Raw genomic sequence first — 25,034 nt, 5'->3', positions numbered from 1 at the left:
AGATACATGATTGTATTAGAATTCAGCCCACCATCTGAAGCAATACGTGCATCACCTGGTGAAGCAATGCGCGAAACGATGCGGCATGCATTCGCGTCGGCGCTTTGCCCCACGTTGTCGGTAGCCCTCTGGCCTGCCGCATCCGTTTGTATCTGAGCCTTGGGGGCATCGTGAGTCGTTCCCGTCGTAGCGCGCCATCTTCAGCGCGCAAGCTGTTCGGTCTTCCCGTTTCGTCGCTGTCGATACGCCGTACGTCGATCTCTGCACTGTTCGTCGCGGGCGCGTTGACGCTCGCCGCGTGCCACAACAAGGATGCCGCCGCGCCAGCGCCGCGGCTCGTGGTCGCCGTGGCCGTGCATGCCGATGGGCTGCCGCTCGCCGCCTCGCTGCCGGGCGAAGTGCAGGCGCGTTACTCGACGCCGCTGTCGTTCCGCGTCGCCGGCAAGATCATCGACCGGCGCGTGCGTCTTGGCGACGTCGTGCAGAAGGGCCAGATCGTCGCGCACCTCGATCCCGCCGACGCGCAGAAGAACGCCGCCAGCGCCGCCGCGCAACTCGAAGCCGCGCAGCACCGGCTCGTGTATGCGAGCAGCAGCTCGAGCGCGACCGCGCGCAGGCGCGCGAAAACCTGATCGCGCAGACGCAGCTGGAGCAGACGGAAGACGCATATGCGTCGGCGGCGGCGCAGCGCGATCAGGCGGCGCAGCAGGCCGCGCTCGCGAAAGACCAGCTCCAGTACACGACGCTCGCCGCCGATCACGCGGGCGTCATCACGGCTGAGCAGGCGGACACGGGGCAAAACGTAACGGCGGGACAGGCCGTCTACAACCTGGCCTGGACAGGCGACGTCGATGTCGTCTGCGACGTGCCCGAAGGCGCCCTCGCGTCGCTGCGCGTCGGCACGCTCGCGACCGTCAAGCTCGGCGCGCTGCCCGGCCGCACGTTCAAGGCGCGCATCCGCGAACTGTCGCCCGCCGCCGATCCGCAAAGCCGCACGTATCGAGCGAAACTGACCCTCGATCAACCCGGCGCAGACGTGCGCCTCGGCATGACGGCCGATATCGACTTCGCGCACGACAACGCCGCGACTCACGCCTCGCTCTACACGCTGCCCGCCACTGCCCTCTTTCATGACGGCGCGCAGCCCGCCGTGTGGATCGTGAAGAGCGGCAGCGATCAGCTCGAATTGCGTCGCGTGCAGGTCGCGCAGTACGCCGAGCGGACCGTGGCGATTTCGCAGGGATTGAACGAAGGCGAGCGCGTCGTGTGGCAAGGCGTGCATACGGTGACAGCGGGCGAAAAGGTCCGTGTCGTGCCGCCGCTGCATCCCGAGGATTTCGCGTCATGACTGCAGCGTACGACGAAGAAGGACGCTTCAACCTGTCCGCGTGGGCGCTGCGTCACCAGGCGCTGGTCGTGTTCCTGATCACGCTCGCGACCGCGTTCGGCATCCTCGCCTACACGAAGCTCGCGCAATCGGAAGATCCGCCCTTCACGTTTCGCGTGATGGTGATCCGCACGTTCTGGCCCGGCGCGACCGCGCGTCAGGTGCAGGAGGAAGTCACCGATCGCATCGGCCGCAAGCTGCAGGAAACGCCCGCCATCGATTTTCTGCGCAGCTACTCGCGTCCCGGCGAATCGCTGATCTTCTTCACGATGAAGGACTCCGCGCCCGTCAAGGACGTGCCCGAAACGTGGTATCAGGTGCGCAAGAAAGTCGGCGACATCGCGCAGACGTTGCCGCAAGGCGTGCAAGGCCCGTTCTTCAACGACGAATTCGGCGACGTCTACACGAACATCTACACGCTGGAAGGCGACGGCTTTTCCGCCGCGCAACTGCACGACTACGCGGACGAATTGCGCACGGTGCTGCTGCGCGTGCCGGGCGTCGGCAAGGTCGACTATTTCGGCGACCCCGACCAGCACATCTATGTCGAGATCACGAACACGCAGTTGACGCGCCTGGGCATTTCGCCGAACCAGCTCGCGCAGGCGATCAACTCGCAGAACAGCGTGTCGCCGTCGGGCACGCTCACGACCTACGACGATCGCGTATTCGTGCGTCCCACGGGTCAATTCAAGGATCTGAACGCGCTCGCCGACACGCTGATCCGCATCAATGGCCGCTCGTTCCGGCTCGGCGACATCGCGACCATCAAGCGCGGCTACGACGATCCGCCCGTCACGCAGATGCGCTTTCAGGGCAAGCCCGTGCTCGGCATCGGCGTGACGATGCAGACGGGCGGCGACGTCATACAGCTCGGCAAGGCGCTCGACGCGAAGATGACGGATCTGCAGGCGCACTTGCCTGCGGGGCTGAAGCTCGTCGAAGTGTCGAGCATGCCGCATGCGGTCTCGCGTTCCGTCGACGATTTTCTCGAAGCCGTCGCCGAAGCGGTGGCGATCGTGCTGGTAGTGAGCCTCGTGTCGCTGGGCGTGCGCACGGGGATGGTCGTCGTGATCTCGATCCCTGTCGTGCTCGCGGTCACGGCGCTGTGCATGTATCTGTTCGATATCGGTCTGCACAAGGTGTCGCTCGGTACGCTGGTGCTCGCGCTGGGCCTGCTCGTCGACGACGCCATCATCGCCGTCGAAATGATGGCCGTGAAGCTCGAGCAAGGCTGGAACCGCACGCGCGCTGCCGCGTACGCCTACACCAGCACGGCGTTTCCGATGCTGACGGGCACGCTCGTCACCGTCTCCGGCTTTCTGCCCATCGCGCTCGCGAAGTCGAGCACGGGCGAATATACGCGCTCGATTTTCGAGGTGTCGGCGATTGCGCTGATCGCGTCGTGGCTTGCCGCTGTCGTGCTGATTCCAATGCTCGGCTATCACCTGTTGCCCGAGCGCAAGCGCGCGGCACACGAGCCCGAAGATCACGAACACGACATCTACGAAACGCGCTTCTATCGGCGGCTCACGGGCTGGATCAGCTCGTGCATCGAGCGGCGCTTTGTCGTGCTCGCGATCACCGTGATCCTGTTCATCGTATCGCTTGCGGGCTTCACGCTCGTGCCGCAGCAGTTCTTTCCGAGTTCGGACCGTCCCGAACTGCTCGTCGATGTGCGGCTGCCCGAAGGCGCATCGTTCGAAGCGACGCTGCGCCAGGCGCAACGCATCGAAAAAGCCCTTGAAGGCAGGCCTGAGATCGATCATTCGGTGAACTTCGTCGGCTCAGGCGCGCCGCGTTTCTATCTGCCCCTCGACCAGCAATTGCAGCAGCCCAACTTCGCGCAGTTCGTGATTACGGCGAAGTCGGTCGAAGACCGCGAAAAGCTCGCGCGCTGGCTCGAGCCGACACTGCGCAATGACTTCCCGGCGATCCGCACGCGCCTGTCGCGCCTCGAAAACGGCCCGCCCGTCGGCTATCCCGTGCAGTTTCGCGTGAGCGGCGACGACATTGCGACGGTGCGCGGTATCGCCGAGAAAGTGGCCGCGACGATGCGCGCGAACGCCGGCACCGCGAATGTGCAGTTCGATTGGGACGAGCCCGCCGAGCGCTCGGTGCGCTTCGAGGTCGATCAAAAGAAGGCGCGGGAACTCGGCGTGACATCGGCGGATGTCTCGAGCTTCCTCGCGATGACGCTGTCCGGCTACACGGTCACGCAATACCGCGAGCGCGACAAGCTGATCAGCGTCGATCTGCGCGCGCCGAAGAACGAGCGCGTCGACCCGTCGCAGTTGCTGACGCTCGCGATGCCGACACCCAACGGCGCGGTGCCGCTCGGCACACTCGGGCGCATGCGCGACGACCTCGAATATGGCGTGATCTGGGAGCGCGACCGTCAACCGACGATCACCGTGCAGTCCGATGTGCGCGGCAACGCGCAAGGCATCGACGTCACGCATGCCGTCGACAAACAGCTCGCGCAAATCCGCTCGACGCTGCCCGTCGGCTACCGGATCGAAATCGGCGGCTCGGTCGAGGAAAGCGCAAAGGGACAGACGTCGATCAACGCGCAGATGCCCATCATGATCATCGCCGTGCTGACGCTGCTGATGATCCAGTTGCAGAGCTTCGCGCGCGTGCTGATGGTCGTGCTGACGGCGCCGCTCGGGCTGATCGGCGTGGTCGCGACGCTGCTGCTGTTCGGCAAGCCGTTCGGCTTCGTCGCAATGCTCGGCGTGATCGCGATGTTCGGCATCATCATGCGCAACTCGGTGATTCTCGTCGATCAGATCGAGCAGGACATCGCGCAGGGACACAAGCGCTTCGATGCCATCGTCGGCGCGACGGTGCGGCGTTTCCGTCCCATCACGCTGACGGCGGCCGCCGCCGTGCTCGCGCTGATTCCGCTGCTGCGCTCGAACTTTTTCGGACCGATGGCGACGGCGCTGATGGGCGGCATCACCAGCGCGACGGTGCTCACGCTGTTCTATCTGCCCGCGCTGTATGCCGCCTGGTTCCGCGTGCGGGGCGACGAGCGCGATCCGAAGCCTGACGCATCCGCTCATTCGGGGAATTGATCATGATCCGCACTTCTTTGTCCGTGGCTGCGGCCCTGTTGACGACGGCCTGTTCGTTCGGCCCGAACGGCGATCCGCCCGCGATGCCCGAGCCTGCGCACTACGGCGCCGATCCGCAGCCGACGCAAACCGTGCCCGCGCAAGGCGTCACGCAGCAGTTCGTTGCTGGCGCGAAGGCGGTGCCGCAGTGGTGGCGCCTGTTCGAATCGGAGCAACTGAACGCGCTCGTCGATGAGGGCTTGCACATCAGCCCGACGCTCGCCGCCGCCGACAAGAGCCTCACGGCCGCGCGCGAGCAGTTGCGCGCGCAGATCGGCAGCAACATGCTGCCGACCATCGACGCGGGCGGCCAGGCCTCGCGCCAGCGCGCGCTGGCGATTCCTGAAATCGGTCCGAATACATTTCTCTACAACGTGTTCGTCGGCCAGTTGCAGGCGCAGTACACGTTCGACATCTTCGGCGCATCGCGGCTCGCGAATGCGGCGCTGGCGTCGCGCGTGAACGTGCAGGCCTATCAGTTCGATGCCGCGCGCCGCGCGCTGGCGGCGAACATCGTGACGGCGGCGATCTCGGCGGCGATGCTCGATGCACAGGTACGGACGACGGAGCGGCTCGTGACGCTCGCCAACGAACAGGCGCGCGACACGCAACGCCGCTACGATCTCGGCGCCGTGCCGCATGGCGATCTGCTCAATGCGCAGCAGAACGCGGCATCGCTTGCGGCGAGCCTGCCCGGCGCGCGCCAGCAACTGCTGACGACGCGCACGCGCTCGCCGTGCTGCTCGGCCGCACGCCGGATCAGGCGCCCGCGCCGCTGGATCTTGCGTCGTTGCATGTGCCGGAGCAGGTCCCCGTGTCGGTGCCTTCGGATCTGCTGAAAGCACGCCCCGACATTCAGGCCGCCGACGCGACGCTCAAGGCGGCGGCCGCCGATGTCGGCGTCGCGACGGCGCAGATGTTTCCGAGCCTGACACTGAACGCGTCGATGGGCCAGGGCGGGTTTAGCTGGCCCGTGGCGCTGTCGGGTGCGGGCGCGATCTGGAGCATTGGCGCGTCGCTGTCGCAGCCCATTTTCCATGGCGGCGCGCTGTTCGCGCAGCGGCGTGCGGCTCTCGCGTCGTACGAAGCCGCGACGTCGCAGTACAAGCAGACGGTGCTCGCCGCGTTTCAGAATGTCGCCGATACATTGGCCGCGCTCGAACATGACGCGCAATCGCTCGATGCCGCGAATATCGCGGCGCACGCCGCGCAGCGTTCGTTCGATGAGACGTCGGCGCGATATCGGCTGGGCGCCGTGCCCGTGGCGGCGTCGCGTTCCAGCGAGCAGCAGTATCGCAACGCGAGGCTCGATGAAATTCGTTATACGGGTGCGCGGTTGAATGACACGGCGGCGCTGTTTCAGGCGATGGGCAATCCGCCGCCTTCGGGTGATGAGCAGTCGGTTTCTGCTGCGGGTGCAGGCGTTGTGCAGTGAAGCTGCGGAGGGTGGATGGTTATAGCGAGCACAAAAAAACGCCCATGACTTCCATCATGGGCGTTTCTCCATCTGCAGCCGTTCAGCGCAACATCACGGCTTGTTCGACTCGAACAGATCCATGATCTGCTTCTTCTCCGTCGACGTCACGTTCGGCGGCGGCGCGGGAGGCGTCATTCCCGCCGGCCCGACGGTCCCGACAGCATCGCCGCCGCTAGCCAGCGGATTCGCCGAATCCATCCCGATGCTCGCGACAAAGCCCGCACCCGGCGTCATGTCGGCGTAGAACAGCTCGCCGTCGACGGTCGTCACGCCCGGCGGCATTTCCGGCTCCGCTTGCGGCACGCCGCGCAACGCACGCTGCATGTACTCGACCCAGATAGGCAGCGCAAGTTGCGCGCCGAATTCGCGACTGCCGAGCGACTTCGGCTGGTCGTAGCCCATCCACGCGACGGCCACCAGCGACTGCTGATAACCCGCGAACCAGCCATCCTTCGCGTCGTTCGTCGTACCCGTCTTGCCCTGCAGGTCGTTACGATGCAGCACGTTCGTGCCCGCGCCCGTGCCCGCCGTCGCGACGGAATGCAGCAGGCTGTTCATGATGTACGCGTTGCGCGGCTCGAGCGTGCGCGGCGCATCCTTGCCCGCCGTCAGCGGCTGCGCACGCGACAGCGGCTGGCCATGCGCATCGTCGACTTCGGCGATCAGATAAGGATTGATGCGGTAGCCGCCGTTGGCGAACACGCTATACGCGCCCGCCGACTGCAGCGGCGTCACGAGCCCCGCACCCAGCGCCATCGGGAGATAAGGCGGCGTCTTGTCGGCGTCGAAGCCGAAGCGCTGCGTCACGTAATCCTGCGCGTACTTCGTGCCGATGTACGACAGGATACGGATCGACACGAGGTTCTTCGACTTCTGCAGCGCGAGGCGCATCGGCATCGGACCGTCGGGCTGGTCGTCGTCCTTCGGCTCCCACGCGTCGCCGCCGGGCGCGCTCGGCGGGAAATACAGCGGCGCGTCATTGATGATCGTCGCCGGTCCGAGACCCTTGTCGAGCGCGGCGGAATAGATGAACGGCTTGAAGCTCGAACCCGGCTGGCGCCACGCCTGCGTGATGTGGTTGAACTTGTTCTTGTTGAAGTCGAACCCGCCGACGAGCGCGCGAATTGCGCCGTCCTGCGGCGTCATCGACACCAGCGCGCCCTCCACTTGCGGCAACTGCGTGATCTGCCAGTTGCCGTTCGCGTCGGCGATCAGGCGCACGATCGAACCCGGCCGGATCTTCTGCGCCTGCGCCGCGCGCGCCGACAGCGATGCCGCCGCGAAGCGCAATCCGTCGCCCGTGATGCTGGCCTGCGTGCCATCGAGCAATTGCGTCTTCACTTCCTTCGGCGTTGCCGACGTCACGACGGCCGCCACGATCTCGCCGTTGTCGGGGTGATCGTTCAGCGCGTCCTCGATGGCCTCGTCGCGGTCGTCGCCGGGCGCGGGCAGCTCGACGAAGCCCTCCGGCCCTCGATAGCCGTGACGGCGCTCGTAGTCCATCACGCCCTTGCGCACGGCGACATAGGCGGCTTCCTGGTCGGCGGAATCGATCGTCGTCCTGACGTTCAGGCCGCGCGTGTACGTTTCGTCCTTGTACTGCGAGTACATCATCTGCCGCACCATTTCCGCGATGTACTCGGCGTGCACGCTGTACTCGTTGCCCGCTGTCTTCGTGCGGATTTCCTGCTTGATGGCCTGGTTGTACTGGTCCTGCGTGATGTAGTTCAGATCGAGCATCCGCTTCAGGATGTATTCCTGGCGGATCTTCGCGCGCTTCGGATTCACCACCGGGTTGTATGCCGACGGCGCCTTCGGCAGCCCGGCCAGCATCGCCGCCTCGGCAAGCGTGATGTCCTTCAGGTCCTTGCCGAAGTACACGCGCGCCGCGGCCGCGAAGCCATACGCGCGCTCGCCCAGATAAATCTGGTTCATGTACAGCTCGAGAATCTGGTCCTTCGTCAGTGCGCGTTCGATCTTGTAAGCGAGCAGCATTTCATAGATCTTGCGCGTGTACGTCTTCTCGCTCGACAGGAAGAAGTTGCGTGCAACCTGCATCGTGATCGTGCTGGCGCCCTGTGACGAGCCGCCATGCGCGAGATCCGCGAAACCCGCGCGCAGAATGCCGATGAAGTCCACGCCGCCGTGTTCGTAAAAGCGATAGTCCTCGATAGCGAGCACGGCCTTCTTCTGTACGTCGGGGATATCCTGGAAGCGCACGAGGCTGCGGCGCTCTTCGCCGAACTCGCCGATCAGCACGTGATCGGCGGTGTAGATGCGCAGCGGCACCTTGGGCCGGTAGTCCGTCAGCGCATCGAGCGACGGCAGTTGCGGCCCCATCACGACCAGCGCATAGCCGACGATCAGCGCGCCGACCACCATCAGCGTCGCGAACAGCCCGACGAACCACAGCGCGATCGTGCCGCCGATCGAGCGGCCGCCGCGCTCGTTCCTGCCGCGTTCGTCGCGGTCGTCTTCTTCGCGCTTCGCGTACCGGTAGTCGCGGCTCGGGTTGTCGCTGCCGCCGAAGCTCGGCTCTCGGCCTGAATGCCCTGAGGAGTTGGAAGAATGCGGTCGTTTGATGATAGGCATGACTGGAATGATGGGCGCTGTGCTACACGCCGCAAAGGCACGCGCAGCGCGCTCGATCGTGATCGTGATGACGCCCGCGCGCAAAAACGCTTGGTGGCGCCGTTGCGCGCCAGAGCGGCGCCGTGCCGCTGATGCGGCGGCGCCCGGGATGCCCGCGCGCGGCGTCATGGTCTGCCGTGGCGACGCCCCCGTCCGACGCCCAATGCTTCACCCCGTCCCGTGCATCGCATGGCGCGCCACAGCACTGTCTGGCGCAACGTAACAGCGCATTTTAAAGAAATCAAGCGGCGCGAACCGTGATTTTTTTGTAAGTATTCCCTCATGATCGCGCCCCGAAGCACCAAAAAACACCGCCGCAAGACGGGAAAACGCCGCGTATCGCGCGCCGAGTCCCCGTCGCGCGCGACCGCGCAGTTATCAACAGAAAGCGTGGAAAGCCCTGTGGACAATCGTCTGGCAAAATTGCCAAGTCATTGATGTGACGGCCATTTTACGCGGCGCCCGATTTTCGTCTGCGTACAACCGCGCATCTCGATTTAGTCTTATGATGGTTCAACGCGCGCCAAGCGGGCCTCGCCGCGCTGCCCGGATTCCTCCGCAGTTCGATATCAGACCAAGAACGCGAGCCGATCTATGAACAAGCCCAGGGAACGCATCGTCGTCTTTGTAACGCCTGCGCAGAAGCGCGCCATTTCCGCGACGGCGGACAACCTCGGCATCAGCGTCAGCGAACTCATGCGCCGCGCGGTGATGAACTTTGGCGCGACCAGCGAGCAGGTCAAGGCGGCGAGCATCGTCGACCGGTTGCGGGCGCCGCGCGAGCCCGACGCGCTGAATGCGGCGCTCAGCGTGTCGCGCGAGCGGGCAAGCATGTGCGGCAAGCCACGCCGTCCGCGCTCAGGCCGTCGGTGACGCACGACGAATCCACGCGCAGTGAAAACGACATCGTTCGCGCCGCCACGGCGCCGCAGGAATCGCTCGCATCGAGCGACGCGGCGAACGCCGTCGATCCCGTCGCGGCGCTTGCCGCCCTCAATCCGCCCGAGGACGCAGACACCGACGAGGCTGCCGCCGTGCAAGCCGCCGCGCGCGTCACAGCCGCGAAAGCCGCGGCCATCGCTTCGCACGAAGCGCCGAACCCGCTCGGCGCAACGGACAACCTTTCGAATACCCACGCCACCGACACGCGCACGCCAGCGCGGACGTCCACGCTGCTGTCGTCGAACCGCAATCTCGGCGTCCAGCGACGTCACGAATCCGAAAGCGACGAGCCGGACATCGATCCTGCCGAAGGCAGCGGCCGTTTCGCCTGAGCGCCTGCTCAGCGGCCGCACATCGCCCATCACCCGGGCGCATAATCGTCGGCTATCCGAAAGAACTTCGTCACGCGTTTTTGGTAGACGCGGGCAGGCGTTCGTGAATCGCGCTATGTGGGAACACGAGCGCCGCAAGAGATTGCGCGACGAGGCCCCAAGGCGCGCAAAAATCGCACTTTAAGACCGTTTTAAGGGTACGCGTGGTCTAATATCCGCGAGTTGTTGAATACCCGCGCATCGACAGGCGAACCGATAACCGCGGCGTCAGCGCCCGAGTGACTGCGAGTTAAATTCGCACACGGCTATTGCATTCGACGCACGCGCCCCGATGTCAGGTCCGGCTGCTCCGCCGTCTTGCAACATGCGCGCATCCGCGCTGTCAGACGGCAAGCAGCCGGACCCGCAGCCTCGCGCACGACGGCGTAAACTAGGTTCGGTCGATACCGTTTCGCGCCATGTTCACCGGGCCGGGTATTCAGCGTCGATTTCATCTTATGGAGGTATTCATGTCGCTTTTTGACAGCATTACGCGGACAGTCAAAGGTCTCTTGAACGACGCAGCCGATTCCGTGCAGGACCCGTCGCGTGATGCGCGCCAGATCGTGCGCGAACTCGACGAGAGCATCGCGAAAGCGGAGAACTCGCTGATCGAAATCCAGGCGCAGGTCGCGACGCAGCAAAGCAAGCGCGACGTCGCTGCCGACAAGGCGAAGAAGTATGAGGACGGCGCAAAGCGCGCGCTGCAGGCAGGCGACGAAGCGCTCGCGCGCGAGGCGCTCGGCGCGCAGGCCACGGCGGAAGCCGAACGCGACGCGCTCGCGAAGGAACTGGCCACGCTCGAGCCATCCGTCGAACAGTTGAAGACCCAGATCGACGATATGCGTCAGCGGCGCAACGATTTGAACGCGCGCTCGAACATCCTGCAGGCCAAGCAGCAGATCGCGCAGGCAAAGGATACGGCGGCGACAGCGCTGGGCGGCATCGGCGGCAAGAATCTTGCTGAAGATTTTCAGAAGCTGGAAGACAAGGTCGCGTTGTCGAACGCACGTTCCGACGCGCGTCTGAATTCCGCCGACACGAAGAGCGGCAAGGCGCTCGACGACAAGCTCGCGGATCTGAATCGCGGCCCGTCCGTCGAAGATCGTCTCGCCGCGCTGAAGAAGCAGTTGAACACGCCTGCGGAGTAAGCCCGCTGCAGGCGATGTGCGGCGCAGGGCACGGGCATCGGCACGTACCCTGCGCCGCACGGCAACTCGATAGTCATGGAGACGGGCGCTAATCCGCCCGGCCCGCATCATGAAAAAATTCCTCGCAGCAACTGGTGTTTCCGTGGCGCTTTCGCTGATGCTCGTCTCGGGCGCGCGTTCGCGGTACCGACGGCGACGCAGATCGAAACCACGATCCAGCAGGGCAACTGGCAACAGGCCGACTCGCAGTTGAACGAGGTGCTCAAGGCGCATCCCGACAGTGCCCGCGCGCATTATCTGTACGCGCAGGTGCTCGATCGCGAAGGCCGCCCCGCCGAAGCGCTCGCGCAACTGCAACAGGCGAAGACACTCGACCCGCAAGTCCGCTTCACCGACCCCGGCCGCTTCGCGCAGACGGAGGCGCGGCTGCGCGCCGACGCGGCGCGCGTAGGCGGCGGCGTCACGCACCGCACGAGCAATCCGTTCACCCAGCAGGAAAGCGCGCCAGCTTCGCCGTCCGCGTTGCAGCAGGCACCGCAGCGGCATGGCCCGTCGATGGGGATGTGGCTCGGCATCGTCGTACTGATCGCGGCCATCGCGCTGATTTTGCGCTGGACGCTGCGCCGCGCCCGCTCGCAAGAAGACACGCGCGCGGGCGACGACCGCCGTGTCCAACTCAAGCGCGCGACCGATCTGCTCAACGAAGTGCGCTCGTTGAAGCTCGACGTCAAGCTGTCGACGGCACCTGGGCACGAAGCGCTCGAGCGCGAAGTGGAAGGCGCCGAAACGCAGTTGCGAGAGCTCGTCGAAGCGCTGTCAAACAGCAAGAACCCGGTGCCGCCCTATCAGATCGAGGATCTCGAACGGCAGGTCGCGAGTCTCAAGGCGCGTGCGGAAGGCCGTGCCGATCCGAATGCGGCGCCTGCCGCGACAGCGGGGACGGGATCGGGCGAATCTCCGTACGCGCGCGAAGCGAACGAGGCATTCGGGCGCGGCCAGCAGCAAGGCTATCCGCCGCAGGCGCCCTACCCGTATCCGCCGCAGCAACAGCAGCCGCCCGTCATCGTCCAGCAAGGAGGCGGCTTCGGCAGCGGGATGGGCGGTCTGTTGACAGGCGTGTTGCTCGGCGAGGCGCTCAACTCGGGCCGTGATCGCGTGATCGAGCGGGACGTGATCGTCGACGACGAGGCGCGCAAGCGCGGTGGCAACGATGCCGGCTCAATCGACTTCGGACAGGGCTCCAACGACTGGAGCGACGGCGGCGGCGACGGTGGCGTCGATATGGGCAGCGACGATTCGGGCGGCTGGAACGACACCTGATCGCTTCGCATCACTGCATCATCAAGCGCAAAGGGCTCCTCAGGGAGCCCTTTGCATTTCACTTCATCCGGCGTTCACGCTCGTTTCATGCGTTTCATGCACACGCAGCAAAGTGCATCAACCATGCGCTTCGTAGTGCGCCAGGGCGACAGCACCCGTAAACAGCCTGACGACGAAACGCTCCGCGTAGTCGATCAGCCTGTCGCGTTGCGCGGCATTGCCGATGAATTCATGCGACAGGTGAAAAAGCTGCAGCACGATCTGCGTGCAGATTTCCTCCACCGTTTCGCGCGGCAGCGCAGGCATCAGCTTCAACTGCATGACGTCATCGGCCATTTCAGTCGACACTTCGTGCAGATTCACGCGCACTGCGTCGCGCAACACTTTCGATGCACCGTGATACTCGGCGAGCGCGCTCATAAACGCCTCGCGATTCTCGAGCGCAAATGCGAAGAACGCCATACAACGCGCGACGCGGCACGCCGTCCGGCACATCTTTCGGCTCGTGCGCGGCAAGCCAGCGCTCGCGCCGTAACATCGGACGTAGCCGCAGGCTAATCGACTCGACGGCTTCGCGCGCGAGATCGTCGAGCGAATCGAAGTGCCGGTAGAACGTGTTCGGATTGAGGCCCGCCTCGCGCGCGAGTTCGCGCAGTCCGAGGCTCGCGAAGCTGCGCCCGCCCGCCGTCAGGCGCAACGCGGCCTCGATCAGTTTGCGTTTGCCGGGAGCAGGTTCCAGTTCGGATTCGGATTGCATGGGATTCCGGTTGCCGTGCGGGACGGGCGACGCGATGTCTCGACCTCTGAGCCAGCACTGTACAACGATCTTGACGCCCTGTGTACAGTTGTCTACCCTGCGCTTTAGCCGTCGTAGACGAATGTAGACAACCCTACTTCTTTCACACTCATCATCGCCGGATGCAGACGCCGCGATGCGTTGGAGCACCAATCTCATGCCCTCACCTCGCCGTGCCGCGCTGTCCGATCTGCGTATCGCAATTATCGGAAGCGGCTTTTCCGGCATCGGCATGGCCATACGCCTGAAGCGCGAGGGCTATGCGTCATTCACCATTTATGAGGCAGCCGGCGATCTGGGCGGCACCTGGCGCGATAACACGTATCCCGGCGCCGCTTGCGATGTGCCTTCGCACCTGTATTCGTATTCGTTCGAAGCAAACCCATCGTGGTCGCGCGTCTTCAGTCATCAGCACGAGATACTCGCTTACCTGAAGCATTGTGCGAGCAAGTATCGCGTAGACGATGCAATTCAGTTCAACGCCCGCGTGATGGCGGCGCGGTTCGACGACGTGCGGCTTGTATGGACACTCGATATCGTGCGCAATGGTGTGCATGAAACCGTCGAGACGGATGTCGTGATCGCCGCAGTGGGCCTGCTTTCGCATCCCGCGATGCCTCGATTTGAAGGAATCGACACGTTCGGCGGCAAGATATTTCATTCGTCGCAATGGGATCACGACTATCCACTCGAAGGTAAGCGCGTCGCGGTAATCGGCACGGGCGCAAGTGCAATCCAGTTCGTGCCAAAGATCCAGCCGCGCGTTGCACAGTTGCTGGTATTCCAGCGCAGCGCGCCATGGATCATGCCGAAGCCCGACAAACGGATCAGCGATCGCGCGCGCCGATTGTTCACGCATCTGCCCTTCGCGCAGCGCTGCATACGTACAGCGACGTATTGGCAGATGGAGTCTCGCGGCCTTGGGTTCTTCGTGAATCCCAAGCTGACGGAGCCCGCGATGAAGTTCGCCCGCGGCTATCTGGAGCGGCGCGTGAAAGATCCTGCATTGCGCGCCAAGCTCGCACCGGACTATCAGATCGGATGCAAGCGCGTGCTGCTGTCCAGTGACTACTATCCGGCGCTGACTCAGCCGAACGTGAACGTCGTGACGACACCCATCCGCGCTGTAGTACGCGACGGCATCGTGACGGCAGACAACGCACTTCATGCCGTCGACGCGATCATCTGCGGCACTGGATTTCAGGTGAACGACGTCGGCACGCCGTTCGAGGTAACGGGCGTTGGCGGCGCGAACCTCGGCGCCCGATGGCTGCGCGATGGTCCGGAAGCCTATCTCGGCACGAGCGTCGCAGATTTTCCGAACTTCTTCCTGATGGTGGGACCGAACACAGTGCTCGGTCACAACTCGCTGCTCTTCATGATCGAGTCACAGGTGCAATACATTGCCGATTGCCTGCGCGAACTGCAACGACGAGGCGCCCGCACGATGAACCTTCGCTCCGATGTACAACGGGCGTTCAACGAAGAATTGCAGCGCCAGATGCAGCGCTCCGTCTGGGCCAGCGGCTGCCGCAGCTGGTATCAGACGGAGAGCGGCAAGGTCACGGCGATCTGGCCGGGCTTCACGTTCAATTTTCGTCGGCGTACGCGTCGCGTACGTGGTGGCGAATACACGTTCACAGATTAGGGAGTGTGGCGACGCTCATCCTGAGGGGCGGCAAAGACGGACGCATTCCACCTGTATGCAGTAGAGTTCACGCGGGCCCCGACATTTTTCGATGGAGAGGTCACCGCAGCACGCGCTGAACGATTTATGGGCTTTTCTGGTCCGGCCTCCTACCAGATGCACTCCGGTGCACGTTTAGCTTTCGTCGCGTGCATGTCCGGCATACACGCATGTCTCATAGAGGAACTCGACTGTGCCGTCGTGGGCGGTACGGTCGAAAAGCTCGCGCAACGCGGCCAGCATCGGTTCGTGATTCGGGTGTCCGGCTTTCGGCGCATAGGACGACGACATCAACCGTCCCCTCAAACCTTCGAAGTCGAGCCGCTGCACATTCGGAAAGCGCGCCGTGCGGACACGACCGTCGCCGAACCACGCGGCCATCGAATCATCATCCGGATAGCGTTCCGCGACTGACTGATAGTCGTCGCTAAAGCGTTGCAACAGCGCTTCGTAGCCGGCGAGAAATGGCGTGTTTTCGAGCATCCGGTTATTCCAGAACAACGCGACGAGTCCGCGCCGCTTCAAAATGCGCGCGAATTCGCGCCGCGCGGCGACGGGATCGAACCAATGGAAGGCCTGCGCAGCCATCACGAGATCGACACTCGCTGCATCGAGCGTCGTGGCTTCGGCGGTGCCGGCGACGCTCGAATAGCCCGTGAAGCCGCCAAGCCACGCGTCGGCGGCGGCGCGCATCGCCTGGTTCGGCTCCACGGCGACGACGCAGTGGCCCGCGTCGAGAAGGAGCCGAGCCGAAATGCCCGTACCCGCGCCGATGTCGCGACGCGCGCGCCATCGGGCAGGCCGCATGTCGCGTGCAGGAACGTCACGACATCGCGAGGATAGCCCGGCCGGTACTTGACGTAGTCAGTCACACGATCGGTGAAGCGCTGGGTGGAATCTCGGCTCATGATTGGAACCCCAGAAAGGGCAATCGATTTAGGGTACTGGAGTTCAAGCTACATTGCATCGCATCGCAGTGCATTGCACTGCAATTCATCCGTCAACCGCCACCCAGCAGGCGCAGCAGACCCCATAGGAACTTGCAGACCATCACGATCAGCTCCCACAGATAAACCAGCTGCTCCCAGCCCGACACGCGCGCAAAGGATTCAATCATCATCGGTTGATGGGTTCGACAGACATCGGGCACGGCGTGCGCACGGACTTCCGGATCGTACCCGATCCCACTGCGGGATAGTCCCTATCAAGCGGGTGCGTAAGACGCCGTAGAGAAAATGTAAGCGTGTGAGACGTGCAATTCATGTGCCCCAGTTCATCTGCCGGTCGCATCGATGCACGTGATCTGACGCACCACATGCACTATCCGGTACTCACACAGACATCAGGACGCCCGCGTCACGCGGTCCAGGAGACGTGAAATCATGACGCGCTTCTTCCAGCGCCGCTCGCGCCGCGGCGGGACTTCATCCGTAGTCGGCCATATCGCCGCGCAGGCAGGCAAACTCGGCATCGAGATCTGCGATGTGTCCGGCCATATCGAAGAAGTCGCGGCGCGCGTCGAGCGCCAGGCGGACGTCTGTCACGCGCTGCGGCAGTCGGCAGCCGCGACGCTCGCCGGCAACCACCGCATCGCCGAGGCGGCGCGCGAAATGCGCACTGTCACCTCACAGGCCGCGAACGACGTCGAACAATCCCAGCAGACGCTCGAAGCGTCGTTGTCTGATATTCACGGACTCGTCGAGGGCGTGACGGTCATCGAAAGCCAGATTGGCGCGCTGCGCGCCGCGCTGTCGCACGTGAGCCGCGTGTCGGAAGAGATCTCGCTGATCGCGCGGCAAACGCATCTGCTCGCGCTCAACGCCGCGATCGAAGCAGCACGCGCGGGCGAGTTCGGCAAGAGCTTTGCGGTTGTCGCCGCCGAGGTCAAGACGCTGTCGGCGAAGACTGCCCAGGCAACGGGACAGATCGAGACGACGCTCGCGCAACTGACCGGGCAAACCGAGCGGCTGATCGCCGAAGGCGCCGAAAATACGGCTCGCGCGCAGCGTGTGCGCGAGGGAACTCGGATGATCGGCGACGTCGTGCACTCGACCGGCCACGCGATCATGCAATTGAATGCAGAGGCTAATCAGATCGCGACGCTGTCGGGCGAGATTGAGGAGCAATGCAATGCATTCGAGTCGCAGGTATCGGAAATCGCCACGGACGTCGAGCACTCCGGCGAGAACTTCGTGCAGGCGAAGGATCGCCTCGGCAATCTGTTGGGCGTCTCAGAAAATCTGATCGAGTTGACAGCGGCCACCGGCGTCGAGACGGCCGATACGCGGTTCATCGATGCCGTCGAACAGGCCGCCGCGAAGGTCGGCAAGCTGTTCGAGGCGGCCGTTTCGCGCGGTGAACTATCGATGAACGATCTTTTCGACGATCGCTACGTACCCGTACCGGGCACGAATCCACAGCAGTTCGTCACGCGTTTCACTGAGTTCACCGATCGCATCCTGCCGTCCGTCCAGGAGCCCTTGCTCGGCCTCGATCCACGCGTGGCGTTTTGTGCCGCCGTCGATGTGCGCGGCTATCTCCCCACGCACAACCTCAAGTTCTCGCAACCGCAGCGCGACGATCCCGTATGGAACGCCGCGAACTGCCGTAATCGGCGGCTGTTCAACGACCGGACGGGGCTCGCTGCCGGAACCAGCACGAAGCGCTTTCTGCTGCAAACGTATCGGCGCGACATGGGCGGCGGTGCATACGCGCTGATGAAGGACGCGTCAGCGCCGATTTTCGTCCACGGCAAACATTGGGGCGGGCTACGGATCGGCTATCGGATCTGAACGGATCAGAAACGCTGCTCGGGCATCCGGTGCGAACGCGAGCCTGACTCGCTTTGCGGGCGCCCATCCGCGCGCCCGCAAAAGAATGAAACGTCGGCAACCGGAAATCAGATGGCCATCGCCAGCCGCCGTTTCTCGGCGCGCTGCATGAAGTGGTTTGCCACGACGACGCCTACAGTGACGACAGCAATGAACAACGTTGCCAGCGCATTCATTTCGGGATTCAGACCCAGCCGCACGCGCGAGAACACAACCAGCGGCAACGTCGTCGAACCCGGCCCCGACAGGAATGCGGACAACACCAGATCGTCGATCGACAGCGTGAACGACAGCAGCCAACCCGCCACCAGCGCCTGCGAGATCAACGGCAGTGTAATGAAGAAAAATACACGCAGCGGCGTCGCTCCGAGGTCCAGTGCAGCCTCCTCGAGCGACGGATGTAGGTCACGCACGCGCGACTGCACAATAATCGCGACGTAGGAAATACACAGCATCACGTGGCCGATCCAGATCGTGAAGATGCCGCGCCCCGCCGGCCATCCAAGCCACTTACCCATTTCGATGAAGAGCAGAAGCAGCGAAATACCCTGGATCACTTCGGGAATCACGAGCGGTGCATTGATCATCCCGGTGTACAACGTGAAGCCACGAAACCGCCCCATGCGCGCAAGGACGAAGCCCGCCCACGTACCGATGATCACTGACGCGAACGCCGTCAACAGCGCCACCCGCAGCGATAGCCACGCGGCGGCGATCAGTTCGTCGTCCTGCAGCAGCGCGGCGTACCAGCGCGTCGAAAAGCGCGTCCACACCGTCACGAGTTGAGACTCGTTGAACGAATAGACGACGAGGCTGATGATCGGCACATAGAGGAACGCGAAGCCTATCGCCAGCGCGATGAACTGCAATACACGATTCGGTTTCATCGGCGCTTCTCCTCCAGTTCCTTCGCCTGCGAGTACTGGAACAACGCCATCGGCACGAGCAGCAGCAGCACCATTGCACACGTGACGGCAGAAGCCATCGGCCAGTCGGCGTTGTCGAAGAACTCATTCCACATCACGCGGCCGATCATCAGCGTGTTCGCGCCGCCGAGCAGTTCAGGAATCACATACTCGCCTACGGCCGGAATGAACACCAGCAGGCAGCCGGCGATAATGCCGTTCTTCGACAGCGGCAGCGTGATCTGCCAGAACGCCTTCCACGGTTTCGCGCCGAGGTCGTACGCGGCTTCGAGCAACGTCAGGTCCATCTTCACGAGATGCGCGTACAGCGGCATCACGAGGAACGGCAGGTACGAGTACACCATGCCGATATAGACGGCCGTATTCGTGTGATACAGCTCGATGGGCGAATGGATCAGACCGATCGACATCAGGAAGTTGTTCAGCAGCCCGTTGTTCTTCAGGATGCCGATCCAGGCGTACACGCGGATCAGGAACGATGTCCAGAACGGCAGCATCACGGCCATCATCAGAACGTTGCGCGTGGAAGGATTCGAGCGCGCGATGTAGTACGCCATCGGATAGCCGAGCAGCAGGCACAGCAGCGTGGAGATCGCCGCGACGACGACCGAGTTCACATACGTCGCGAAGTACAGGCTGTCCTGCACCAGGAACGCGTAGTGCGACAAGTCGAGGGCGATGTGAATCACGCCGTCCTTGATCGTCGTCAGTTCCGTGTACGGCGGAATGCCCAGTTGCAGATCCGCGAAACTGATCTTTACGACCAGCAGGAACGGCACAAGGAAGAACAGCAGCAGCCAGACGAACGGCCCCGCGACGACAGCTGTGCGCCCCGTCAAATCGAAGCGGCGCACGGGCCACATCAAAAACGAATGCAGCGCGCTTTTCATGACGTCAGCACCACACCCGCCGACGCGCTCCAGCGCACGTACACTTCGTCGCCCCACGTCGGCGTTTCAATTTCCGATAGCGCGAGGCTCGACACGTTCGCGATCACCGTCTTGCCCGCGTCGAGCTTCACGTGATACAGCGAGTAGCCGCCCATGTATGCGATGTTGGTGACCGTGCCCTTGCCCCAGTTGAATGCGCCTTCGGGCGGCTTGCGCGTGAGCGCGATGCGCTCGGGGCGCACCGAGATCGTCACGGGCATGCCGAGCGGCCCTGTGATGCCGTGGCTCACGTAGAGACGCACGGGCAGATCGGGCGTTTCGATGTACACGTGATCCGGCTCGTCCTCTACGACGTTGCCGTCGAACAGATTCGTCGAGCCGATGAACTCGGCCGAGAAGCGGCTGTTCGGATATTCGTAGACTTCATTGGGCGTGCCGAGCTGCACGATCTCGCCTTCGCTCATCACGGCGAGGCGGCTTGCCATCGTCATCGCCTCTTCCTGATCGTGCGTGACCATGATGCAGGTGACGCCGACCTTGTCGAGAATGTTGACGAGTTCGATCTGCGTGCGCTGGCGGATCTGCTTGTCGAGTGCGGACATCGGCTCGTCGAGCAGCAAGAGCTTCGGACGCTTCACGAGCGAGCGTGCGAGCGCGACGCGCTGCTGCTGCCCGCCCGACAGTTGATGCGGTTTTCTCTTCGCGAAGCGACCCATCTGCACGAGTTCGAGCGCGGACTGCACACGCTCGTTGAGTTCGGCCTTCGGCACGCCTTCCTGCTTGAGGCCGAACGCGACATTCGATTCGACCGTCATATGGGGAAAGAGCGCATACGACTGAAACATCATGTTCACAGGCCGCTTGTACGGCGGCATCTGCGCAAGGTCTTCGCCGTCGATCAGGATCTTGCCCGACGTGATCGACTCCAGCCCCGCGAGCATGCGCAACAGCGTCGACTTTCCACAACCGGAACTGCCGAGCAGCGCGAACAGTTCGCCCTTCTTCACCGACAGGTTCACGCCCTTGACAGCAACCGTCTCGCCGAACTTCTTCACGACGTCGACGATCTGCACGAAGTTTTCCGCTGCGGCCTGCGCAACGGCGGAATTGCCCGCGGACGACACGCCGGCCCCCGCCAGCACGTTCGACTGGTCACTCATGATCTGCTGCTTCTCTCCCTGCATTTGACGAACAAAGCCCCCGGCTATTTGCCGAGGGCTTCATGATGATGCTTTCCTGCATGACTGCCTGGCTCGGAACGGCTCAGTGCGAGGTCAGCGGCCGGACTTGAACTCGGTCCACAACCGCGTCTGCAGACGCTGGATTTCAGGCGGCAGCGGCTTCAACAGAAACAGCGTCTTGACGACATCCGCCGGCGGGTAGACGGCCGGGTCGTTCGCGACGTCCTTGTCCACGTACTTGCGGGCTTCGAGATTCGCGCTCGGGTAGTACACGGCGTTCGTGATCGCCGCGTGGACCTGCGGCGTCTCGATGTAGTTGATCCATTCGAGCGCGGCTTCCTTGTGCTTCGCGTCCTTCGGAATGGCCATCACGTCGAACCACACGGGTGCGCCGCCCTTCGGAATGTAATAGTCGATCTTGTACGGCTTCTTCGCTTCGGCCGCACGGTGTTTCGCGATCACGACGTCGCCCGACCAGCCGTATGCGAAGCAAACGTCGCCGCCGACCATGTCGTTGATGTAGCCCGACGAATTGAACTGCGTGATGTACGGACGGATCTTCTTCATCATCGCGAGTGCTTCGCGATAGTCGGCTGGGTTCGTGCTCATCGGATCTTTGCCGATGTAGTGCAGCGCGGCCGCGAACATCTGGTCGGGTGCGTCGAGCACGGATACGCCGCACGCCTTCAGCTTCGAAATGTTTTCCGGCTTGAACAGGATATCCCAGTTGTCGAGCGCGACGCCCTTGCCGAGAATCTGCTGCGCCTTCGTGACGTTGTAGCCGAGACCCGTCGTGCCGTACGCCCAGGGCACCGTGTACTGGTTGCCCGGATCTGCGCCCGCGACGAGCGCCATCAGCGACGGATCGAGGTATTTGAGGTTCGGGATCTTCGACTTGTCGAGCGGCGTGAAGATGCCCGCTGCGATCTGCTTGCCCGCGTAGTTGCTGGTCGGCACGACGATGTCGTAACCCGAGTTGCCCGTCAGCAGCTTGGCCTGCAGCGTATCGTCGCTGTCATAGTTGTCGTATTTGACCTGGACGCCCGTCTGCTTCGTGAAGTTCGGAATCGTGTCCTTGGCGATGTAGTCCGACCAGTTATACACGTTCAGTTGTGTATCTTTCGCAGCCGCCGACACGAAAGGCGCAGCGCACAACACCAGCGCGGCCAGTTGGCCCACCACCCGTTTTTTCATTCCGTTCTCCGTTCTAGCCGGCGTATAGCCGGTCGCTGACCCCGCTTCAGGCCGCTGCATGCTGCAGGCGGCTACCCTTGAAAAAACCGAAAGCTACCATCAATCGATGCCCGATTCAAAAAAAAACCGCCAGATGTCGCGCAAAGGGTACAGCGCGCGGCCTTCTGCGGGCCGGGTCACGCCTGCCCGGTTCCAACGTTGGAATCGGGCATTGTGAGCAGACGCTGACGCTGCGCGGCCGTTCTGTTCGCTGCGTGAACCCGACGGGTGCAACTGGGCCGCTGCAAAATTGGCCGCAATTTTATCGGGTTATCGCGTTGTGTCCACCCGAAAAAAACCTCCTCCCGGGACGCAAAGCCGTCGATTGCAGTGCATGTCGCCCGAAGCGCGGCTCATCCTGCCCGATGGGCGCACCCATCCTTCACTATAGACCGTCAATAAGCCGAGATAGCGGAAGCCGCGCGGCGCCTGAGTCGATGCACCGGAGCGCATGCCGACGCGGGATTGCCCCAACCGATGATGTCCGGCAAGTGTGGACAATGGCGCAACCGGGATGAACCCGAATGCATCCGGTAAGGAGCCGGCGCCCCGACACCGTGGAGGGTTGAACCGGATTGCATGTCAACGCATGCATCAGGCCCCGGAAACGTTCGAAGCGGGCGCCCTTGCACTTTGTAAGCCGGTTTTCACAATGCGGTTGCCTTTCCTTGCCGGAACTGCATCGTGCCTCCCCCGAGGAGGCGGCATGCGCACAGAACGACCACGGGAAACCAGATTCGCTTTTGGTTTACCATAGCGGACCGCATGCATTTCCGTTCAAGGTGTTTGATGTCCTCCAATCTGCACGATATGCCCGACAGCCCCTGTATCGGCGTCTGCTCAACACTTTTCGACGAAGTCTGCAAGGGCTGCGGCCGTACGGCCACGGAAGTGTCGAATTGGGTGTTTTTGACCGACGAGGAAAAGCGTGCCGTCTGGACGCGTATCGAACGCGAAGGCACGGCGATGCGGTTCAATTACGACAAGCTGTGATGTGACGCGCCGTGGCGCCAGTCGATCCCAGATCGCCGACGCAGACCCGGCAAGAAAAAAACGCCAGCTCATGATGCAGCTGGCGTTTTTCCTTGAAGCGATTTTCTTGAGCGTCGTTCGTCTGAACCGCACTCAAAATTTCATGCCCACGCCGACGCCCACGATCAACGGATCGATGTGCAGCGTGCCGAGCGATGCACCGTTGAGCGATGCATCCGTTTTCATCCAGACCTTCTTCACGTCGACGTTCGCGAACACCTTCTTCGTGATATCGACGTCGACGCCCATTTGCAACGCCGGACCGAAACTGCTGCGCTTGACCGCGATCTGCTGGCCGCCTGCATGCAATCCGTTGTTGTAGAAGTACGTGTAGTTCACACCCGCGCCAACATAGGGCCTGACCTGCCCCTGATGATTGAAGTGGTACTGCAGCAGCAACGTCGGCGGCAGTACGTTGACGCCGCCAAGATCGCCGATGCTGGAAGTCAGTTGATGACGAGACGTGGCAAGAATCAGTTCGACGCCGATGTTGTCACGGATCATGTACGTGAAGTCGAGTTCCGGCACCGTCGCATTGTTGACGTCGACATTTAGCGTGGACAAGGCGTCGCTCGTGCGCACCTGCGGCACGATGGAGATGGCGCGCAGCCGCACGAGCACGTCGCCAGCGTGAATACCCGGGGCCGGGTCGCTATCCCCGGCAAATGCGTGCGAGGTCAACAACGCCAATCCTGCTGTGCACAGTGCGGCCCCGATCGATCGAATTTTTCTGTTCATAAGCTACCCTGATTTTTCTGTGTGGTCGCGCGAAGTGCGAAATAACGCGCGAGAGCATTGTCGAAGCTCCGCGACACACGCTCGTTGACGCTCGTCAATTCAGGGAAAACGCGAGTCGCCCTGCGACAGCCGGTCGCGCCGCGCCGGTCAGCAGCAGTTCGAGAAGATCGCGCACGCTACGAATCGCACTGCCGAACGGCAATGCTTCGCGTCCGCGAAAGAACAGTCCGTTGTTCACGTCGCCGCGCAGTGCAGCAGCGAGCCGCGTATCGATGCAGAAGTGCCCAAACTTTTCGATGCCATCGCGCAATCCACATGCACTCAGGCATTCGAGTGCAGTTGGGCAGGCGCGCTTCAGTGCACCGATCTTCGTCCGAACGTGCGCTTCATGGCGAAGGTAGCGTTCGAGCCACGGCGTCTTCACCGCGCGTGCAGGCAAACCTGTCACGCTGACGAACTCCACGATGTCGTCCGGCAATGCTTCGGCGAGCACGCGCTTGAAATTCGGATGCGCATCGCCCTCTTCGGTGACGGCGAATGCGGTGCCGATCTGCACGCCGTTTGCCCCCGCTTCGAGGCACGCGCGCACTGCCTGATGACTGTTGATGCCGCCGGCCACGATTACGGGCACTTCAGTGCGGCTGATCTGCAGTGAAGTGAACAGTTCGTCAATGTCATGCAGTACTCGCGTGAAGTCGAAGCGCGTATCGTGCATGTCGTCCAGGTTCGCCACCCCGAGATGTCCGCCCGCATGCGCCGGGTGCTCGATCACGATTGCATCGGGCAACCGGCCTTTCTTCATCCACTTCCTGAGAACAATGCCAACACCGCGGCTGTCCGACAAAATCGGAATCAGCGCAATGTCGTGCCCTTGTGTCAGATCGGGCAGATCGAGCGGCAGGCCCGCCCCCATGACGATTGCGTCCGCCCCGTTCTCGCATGCGGTCCGCACGTAGTCCGCATACGCATTGACGGCCTTCATCACATTGACGGCGATCATCCCGCGCCCTTCGCTGAGACTGCGCGCGGCGTCGATCTCACGCGCCAGAGCGATACGGTTCGCGTGTTCGAGCGTCGCGCGATCGGGCGATGCGCGACAGCGTTCAAGCAGATCCGCGTGATGATGCCGTAGGTCGATGCTGGCGATCGTGCCGAGCGCGCCTTCGCGCGCGACGCTGCCCGCGAGACGGTGTGCAGATACGCCGACGCCCATCCCGCCCTGCACGGCGGGCAATAGCGATCGCCCACGGATCACGAGCGGCGCAAACGGATGAAAGGGAAACATGAGAGGCCTCCATCGCCGAGGAATTCGACGCAAAGCC

General features: G+C 63.1%; 15 protein-coding genes and 4 pseudogenes. 10 read left to right on the top strand and 9 right to left on the bottom strand.

The window, feature by feature from the left end:
- Nucleotides 1-242: 242 nt before the first annotated feature.
- From H3V53_RS11650 to H3V53_RS11640, 3 genes and pseudogenes are all read left to right on the top strand, one after another.
- Nucleotides 243-1,348: pseudogene (locus H3V53_RS11650) on the top strand (efflux RND transporter periplasmic adaptor subunit).
- Nucleotides 1,345-4,467 (top strand): efflux RND transporter permease subunit, encoded by a 3,123-nt coding sequence (locus tag H3V53_RS11645; protein WP_336598020.1) that lies wholly within the window; start codon nucleotides 1,345-1,347, stop codon nucleotides 4,465-4,467. Before H3V53_RS11650 ends, H3V53_RS11645 begins: the two are co-directional and overlap by 4 nt.
- Before the next feature lie 2 nt (nucleotides 4,468-4,469).
- Nucleotides 4,470-5,941 (top strand): annotated as a pseudogene (locus H3V53_RS11640) (efflux transporter outer membrane subunit).
- A 93-nt stretch (nucleotides 5,942-6,034) separates the two neighbouring features.
- Here H3V53_RS11640 and H3V53_RS11635 read toward each other — a convergent pair.
- Nucleotides 6,035-8,575 (bottom strand): penicillin-binding protein 1A, encoded by a 2,541-nt coding sequence (locus H3V53_RS11635; protein ID WP_336598019.1) that lies wholly within the window; start codon nucleotides 8,573-8,575, stop codon nucleotides 6,035-6,037.
- A gap of 633 nt (nucleotides 8,576-9,208) precedes the next feature.
- Between H3V53_RS11635 and H3V53_RS11630 the strand changes: the two genes are divergently transcribed.
- The 4 genes and pseudogenes from H3V53_RS11630 to H3V53_RS11615 all read left to right on the top strand — a co-directional run bounded on the left by H3V53_RS11630 (nucleotide 9,209) and on the right by H3V53_RS11615 (nucleotide 12,398).
- Nucleotides 9,209-9,487 (top strand): plasmid mobilization protein, encoded by a 279-nt coding sequence (locus tag H3V53_RS11630; RefSeq protein WP_336598018.1) that lies wholly within the window; start codon nucleotides 9,209-9,211, stop codon nucleotides 9,485-9,487.
- Complete coding sequence (locus tag H3V53_RS11625; RefSeq protein ID WP_336598017.1) at nucleotides 9,448-9,888, top strand: hypothetical protein; 441 nt, start codon at nucleotides 9,448-9,450, stop codon at nucleotides 9,886-9,888. The genes H3V53_RS11630 and H3V53_RS11625 overlap by 40 nt, the downstream gene beginning before the upstream one ends.
- A 509-nt stretch (nucleotides 9,889-10,397) precedes the next feature.
- Nucleotides 10,398-11,078 carry a PspA/IM30 family protein gene (locus H3V53_RS11620; RefSeq protein ID WP_054926344.1) on the top strand — a complete coding sequence of 227 codons (681 nt, stop codon included), beginning with the start codon at nucleotides 10,398-10,400 and terminating at the stop codon, nucleotides 11,076-11,078.
- A 109-nt stretch (nucleotides 11,079-11,187) separates the two neighbouring features.
- Nucleotides 11,188-12,398 (top strand): annotated as a pseudogene (locus H3V53_RS11615) (tetratricopeptide repeat protein).
- A 117-nt stretch (nucleotides 12,399-12,515) separates the two neighbouring features.
- Here H3V53_RS11615 and H3V53_RS11610 read toward each other — a convergent pair.
- Nucleotides 12,516-13,155, bottom strand: a pseudogene (locus H3V53_RS11610) (TetR family transcriptional regulator).
- Nucleotides 13,156-13,351: 196 nt separating this feature from the next.
- On the opposite strand from H3V53_RS11610, the gene H3V53_RS11605 reads away from it, so the two are divergent.
- The gene (locus H3V53_RS11605; RefSeq protein WP_336598016.1) at nucleotides 13,352-14,842 is read left to right on the top strand and encodes a flavin-containing monooxygenase; all 1,491 of its coding nucleotides are present in this window, start codon (nucleotides 13,352-13,354) and stop codon (nucleotides 14,840-14,842) included.
- Between the two features lie 174 nt (nucleotides 14,843-15,016).
- On the opposite strand, the gene H3V53_RS11600 is transcribed toward H3V53_RS11605, so the two are convergent.
- A complete protein-coding gene (locus H3V53_RS11600; RefSeq protein ID WP_336598015.1) occupies nucleotides 15,017-15,688 on the bottom strand; it encodes a class I SAM-dependent methyltransferase in 672 nt (223 codons plus the stop codon).
- Between the two features lie 575 nt (nucleotides 15,689-16,263).
- Between H3V53_RS11600 and H3V53_RS11595 the strand changes: the two genes are divergently transcribed.
- Complete coding sequence (locus H3V53_RS11595) at nucleotides 16,264-17,673, top strand: methyl-accepting chemotaxis protein (RefSeq protein WP_336598014.1); 1,410 nt, start codon at nucleotides 16,264-16,266, stop codon at nucleotides 17,671-17,673.
- 107 nt (nucleotides 17,674-17,780) lie between these two features.
- Here H3V53_RS11595 and H3V53_RS11590 read toward each other — a convergent pair whose 3' ends face one another.
- From H3V53_RS11590 to H3V53_RS11575, 4 genes are all read right to left on the bottom strand, one after another.
- Nucleotides 17,781-18,599: an ABC transporter permease subunit gene (locus H3V53_RS11590; RefSeq protein ID WP_054926316.1), complete on the bottom strand. Its 819-nt coding sequence runs from the start codon at nucleotides 18,597-18,599 to the stop codon at nucleotides 17,781-17,783.
- On the bottom strand, nucleotides 18,596-19,528 hold the full coding sequence (locus H3V53_RS11585; protein WP_336598013.1) for an ABC transporter permease subunit: 933 nt from the start codon (nucleotides 19,526-19,528) through the stop codon (nucleotides 18,596-18,598). Before H3V53_RS11585 ends, H3V53_RS11590 begins: the two co-directional genes overlap by 4 nt.
- Entirely contained in the window at nucleotides 19,525-20,688 is a 1,164-nt protein-coding gene (locus tag H3V53_RS11580; protein ID WP_336598012.1) for an ABC transporter ATP-binding protein, read from the bottom strand. Before H3V53_RS11580 ends, H3V53_RS11585 begins: the two co-directional genes overlap by 4 nt.
- Before the next feature lie 114 nt (nucleotides 20,689-20,802).
- The gene (locus tag H3V53_RS11575) at nucleotides 20,803-21,903 is read right to left on the bottom strand and encodes an extracellular solute-binding protein (RefSeq protein WP_054926319.1); all 1,101 of its coding nucleotides are present in this window, start codon (nucleotides 21,901-21,903) and stop codon (nucleotides 20,803-20,805) included.
- Between the two features lie 828 nt (nucleotides 21,904-22,731).
- Between H3V53_RS11575 and H3V53_RS11570 the strand changes: the two genes are divergently transcribed.
- Complete coding sequence (locus H3V53_RS11570; RefSeq protein WP_336598011.1) at nucleotides 22,732-22,935, top strand: DUF1289 domain-containing protein; 204 nt, start codon at nucleotides 22,732-22,734, stop codon at nucleotides 22,933-22,935.
- Between the two features lie 132 nt (nucleotides 22,936-23,067).
- On the opposite strand, the gene H3V53_RS11565 is transcribed toward H3V53_RS11570, so the two are convergent.
- Both H3V53_RS11565 and H3V53_RS11560 read right to left on the bottom strand, forming a co-directional pair.
- Nucleotides 23,068-23,712: an OmpW/AlkL family protein gene (locus H3V53_RS11565; RefSeq protein WP_336598010.1), complete on the bottom strand. Its 645-nt coding sequence runs from the start codon at nucleotides 23,710-23,712 to the stop codon at nucleotides 23,068-23,070.
- 94 nt (nucleotides 23,713-23,806) lie between these two features.
- Entirely contained in the window at nucleotides 23,807-24,997 is a 1,191-nt protein-coding gene (locus H3V53_RS11560; RefSeq protein WP_336598009.1) for an NAD(P)H-dependent flavin oxidoreductase, read from the bottom strand.
- Nucleotides 24,998-25,034: the final 37 nt, after the last annotated feature.

Source organism: Paraburkholderia bengalensis (assembly GCF_037126505.1).
Taxonomy (GTDB): domain Bacteria; phylum Pseudomonadota; class Gammaproteobacteria; order Burkholderiales; family Burkholderiaceae; genus Paraburkholderia; species Paraburkholderia bengalensis.
This window is presented reverse-complemented; position numbering and strand designations above follow the sequence as displayed.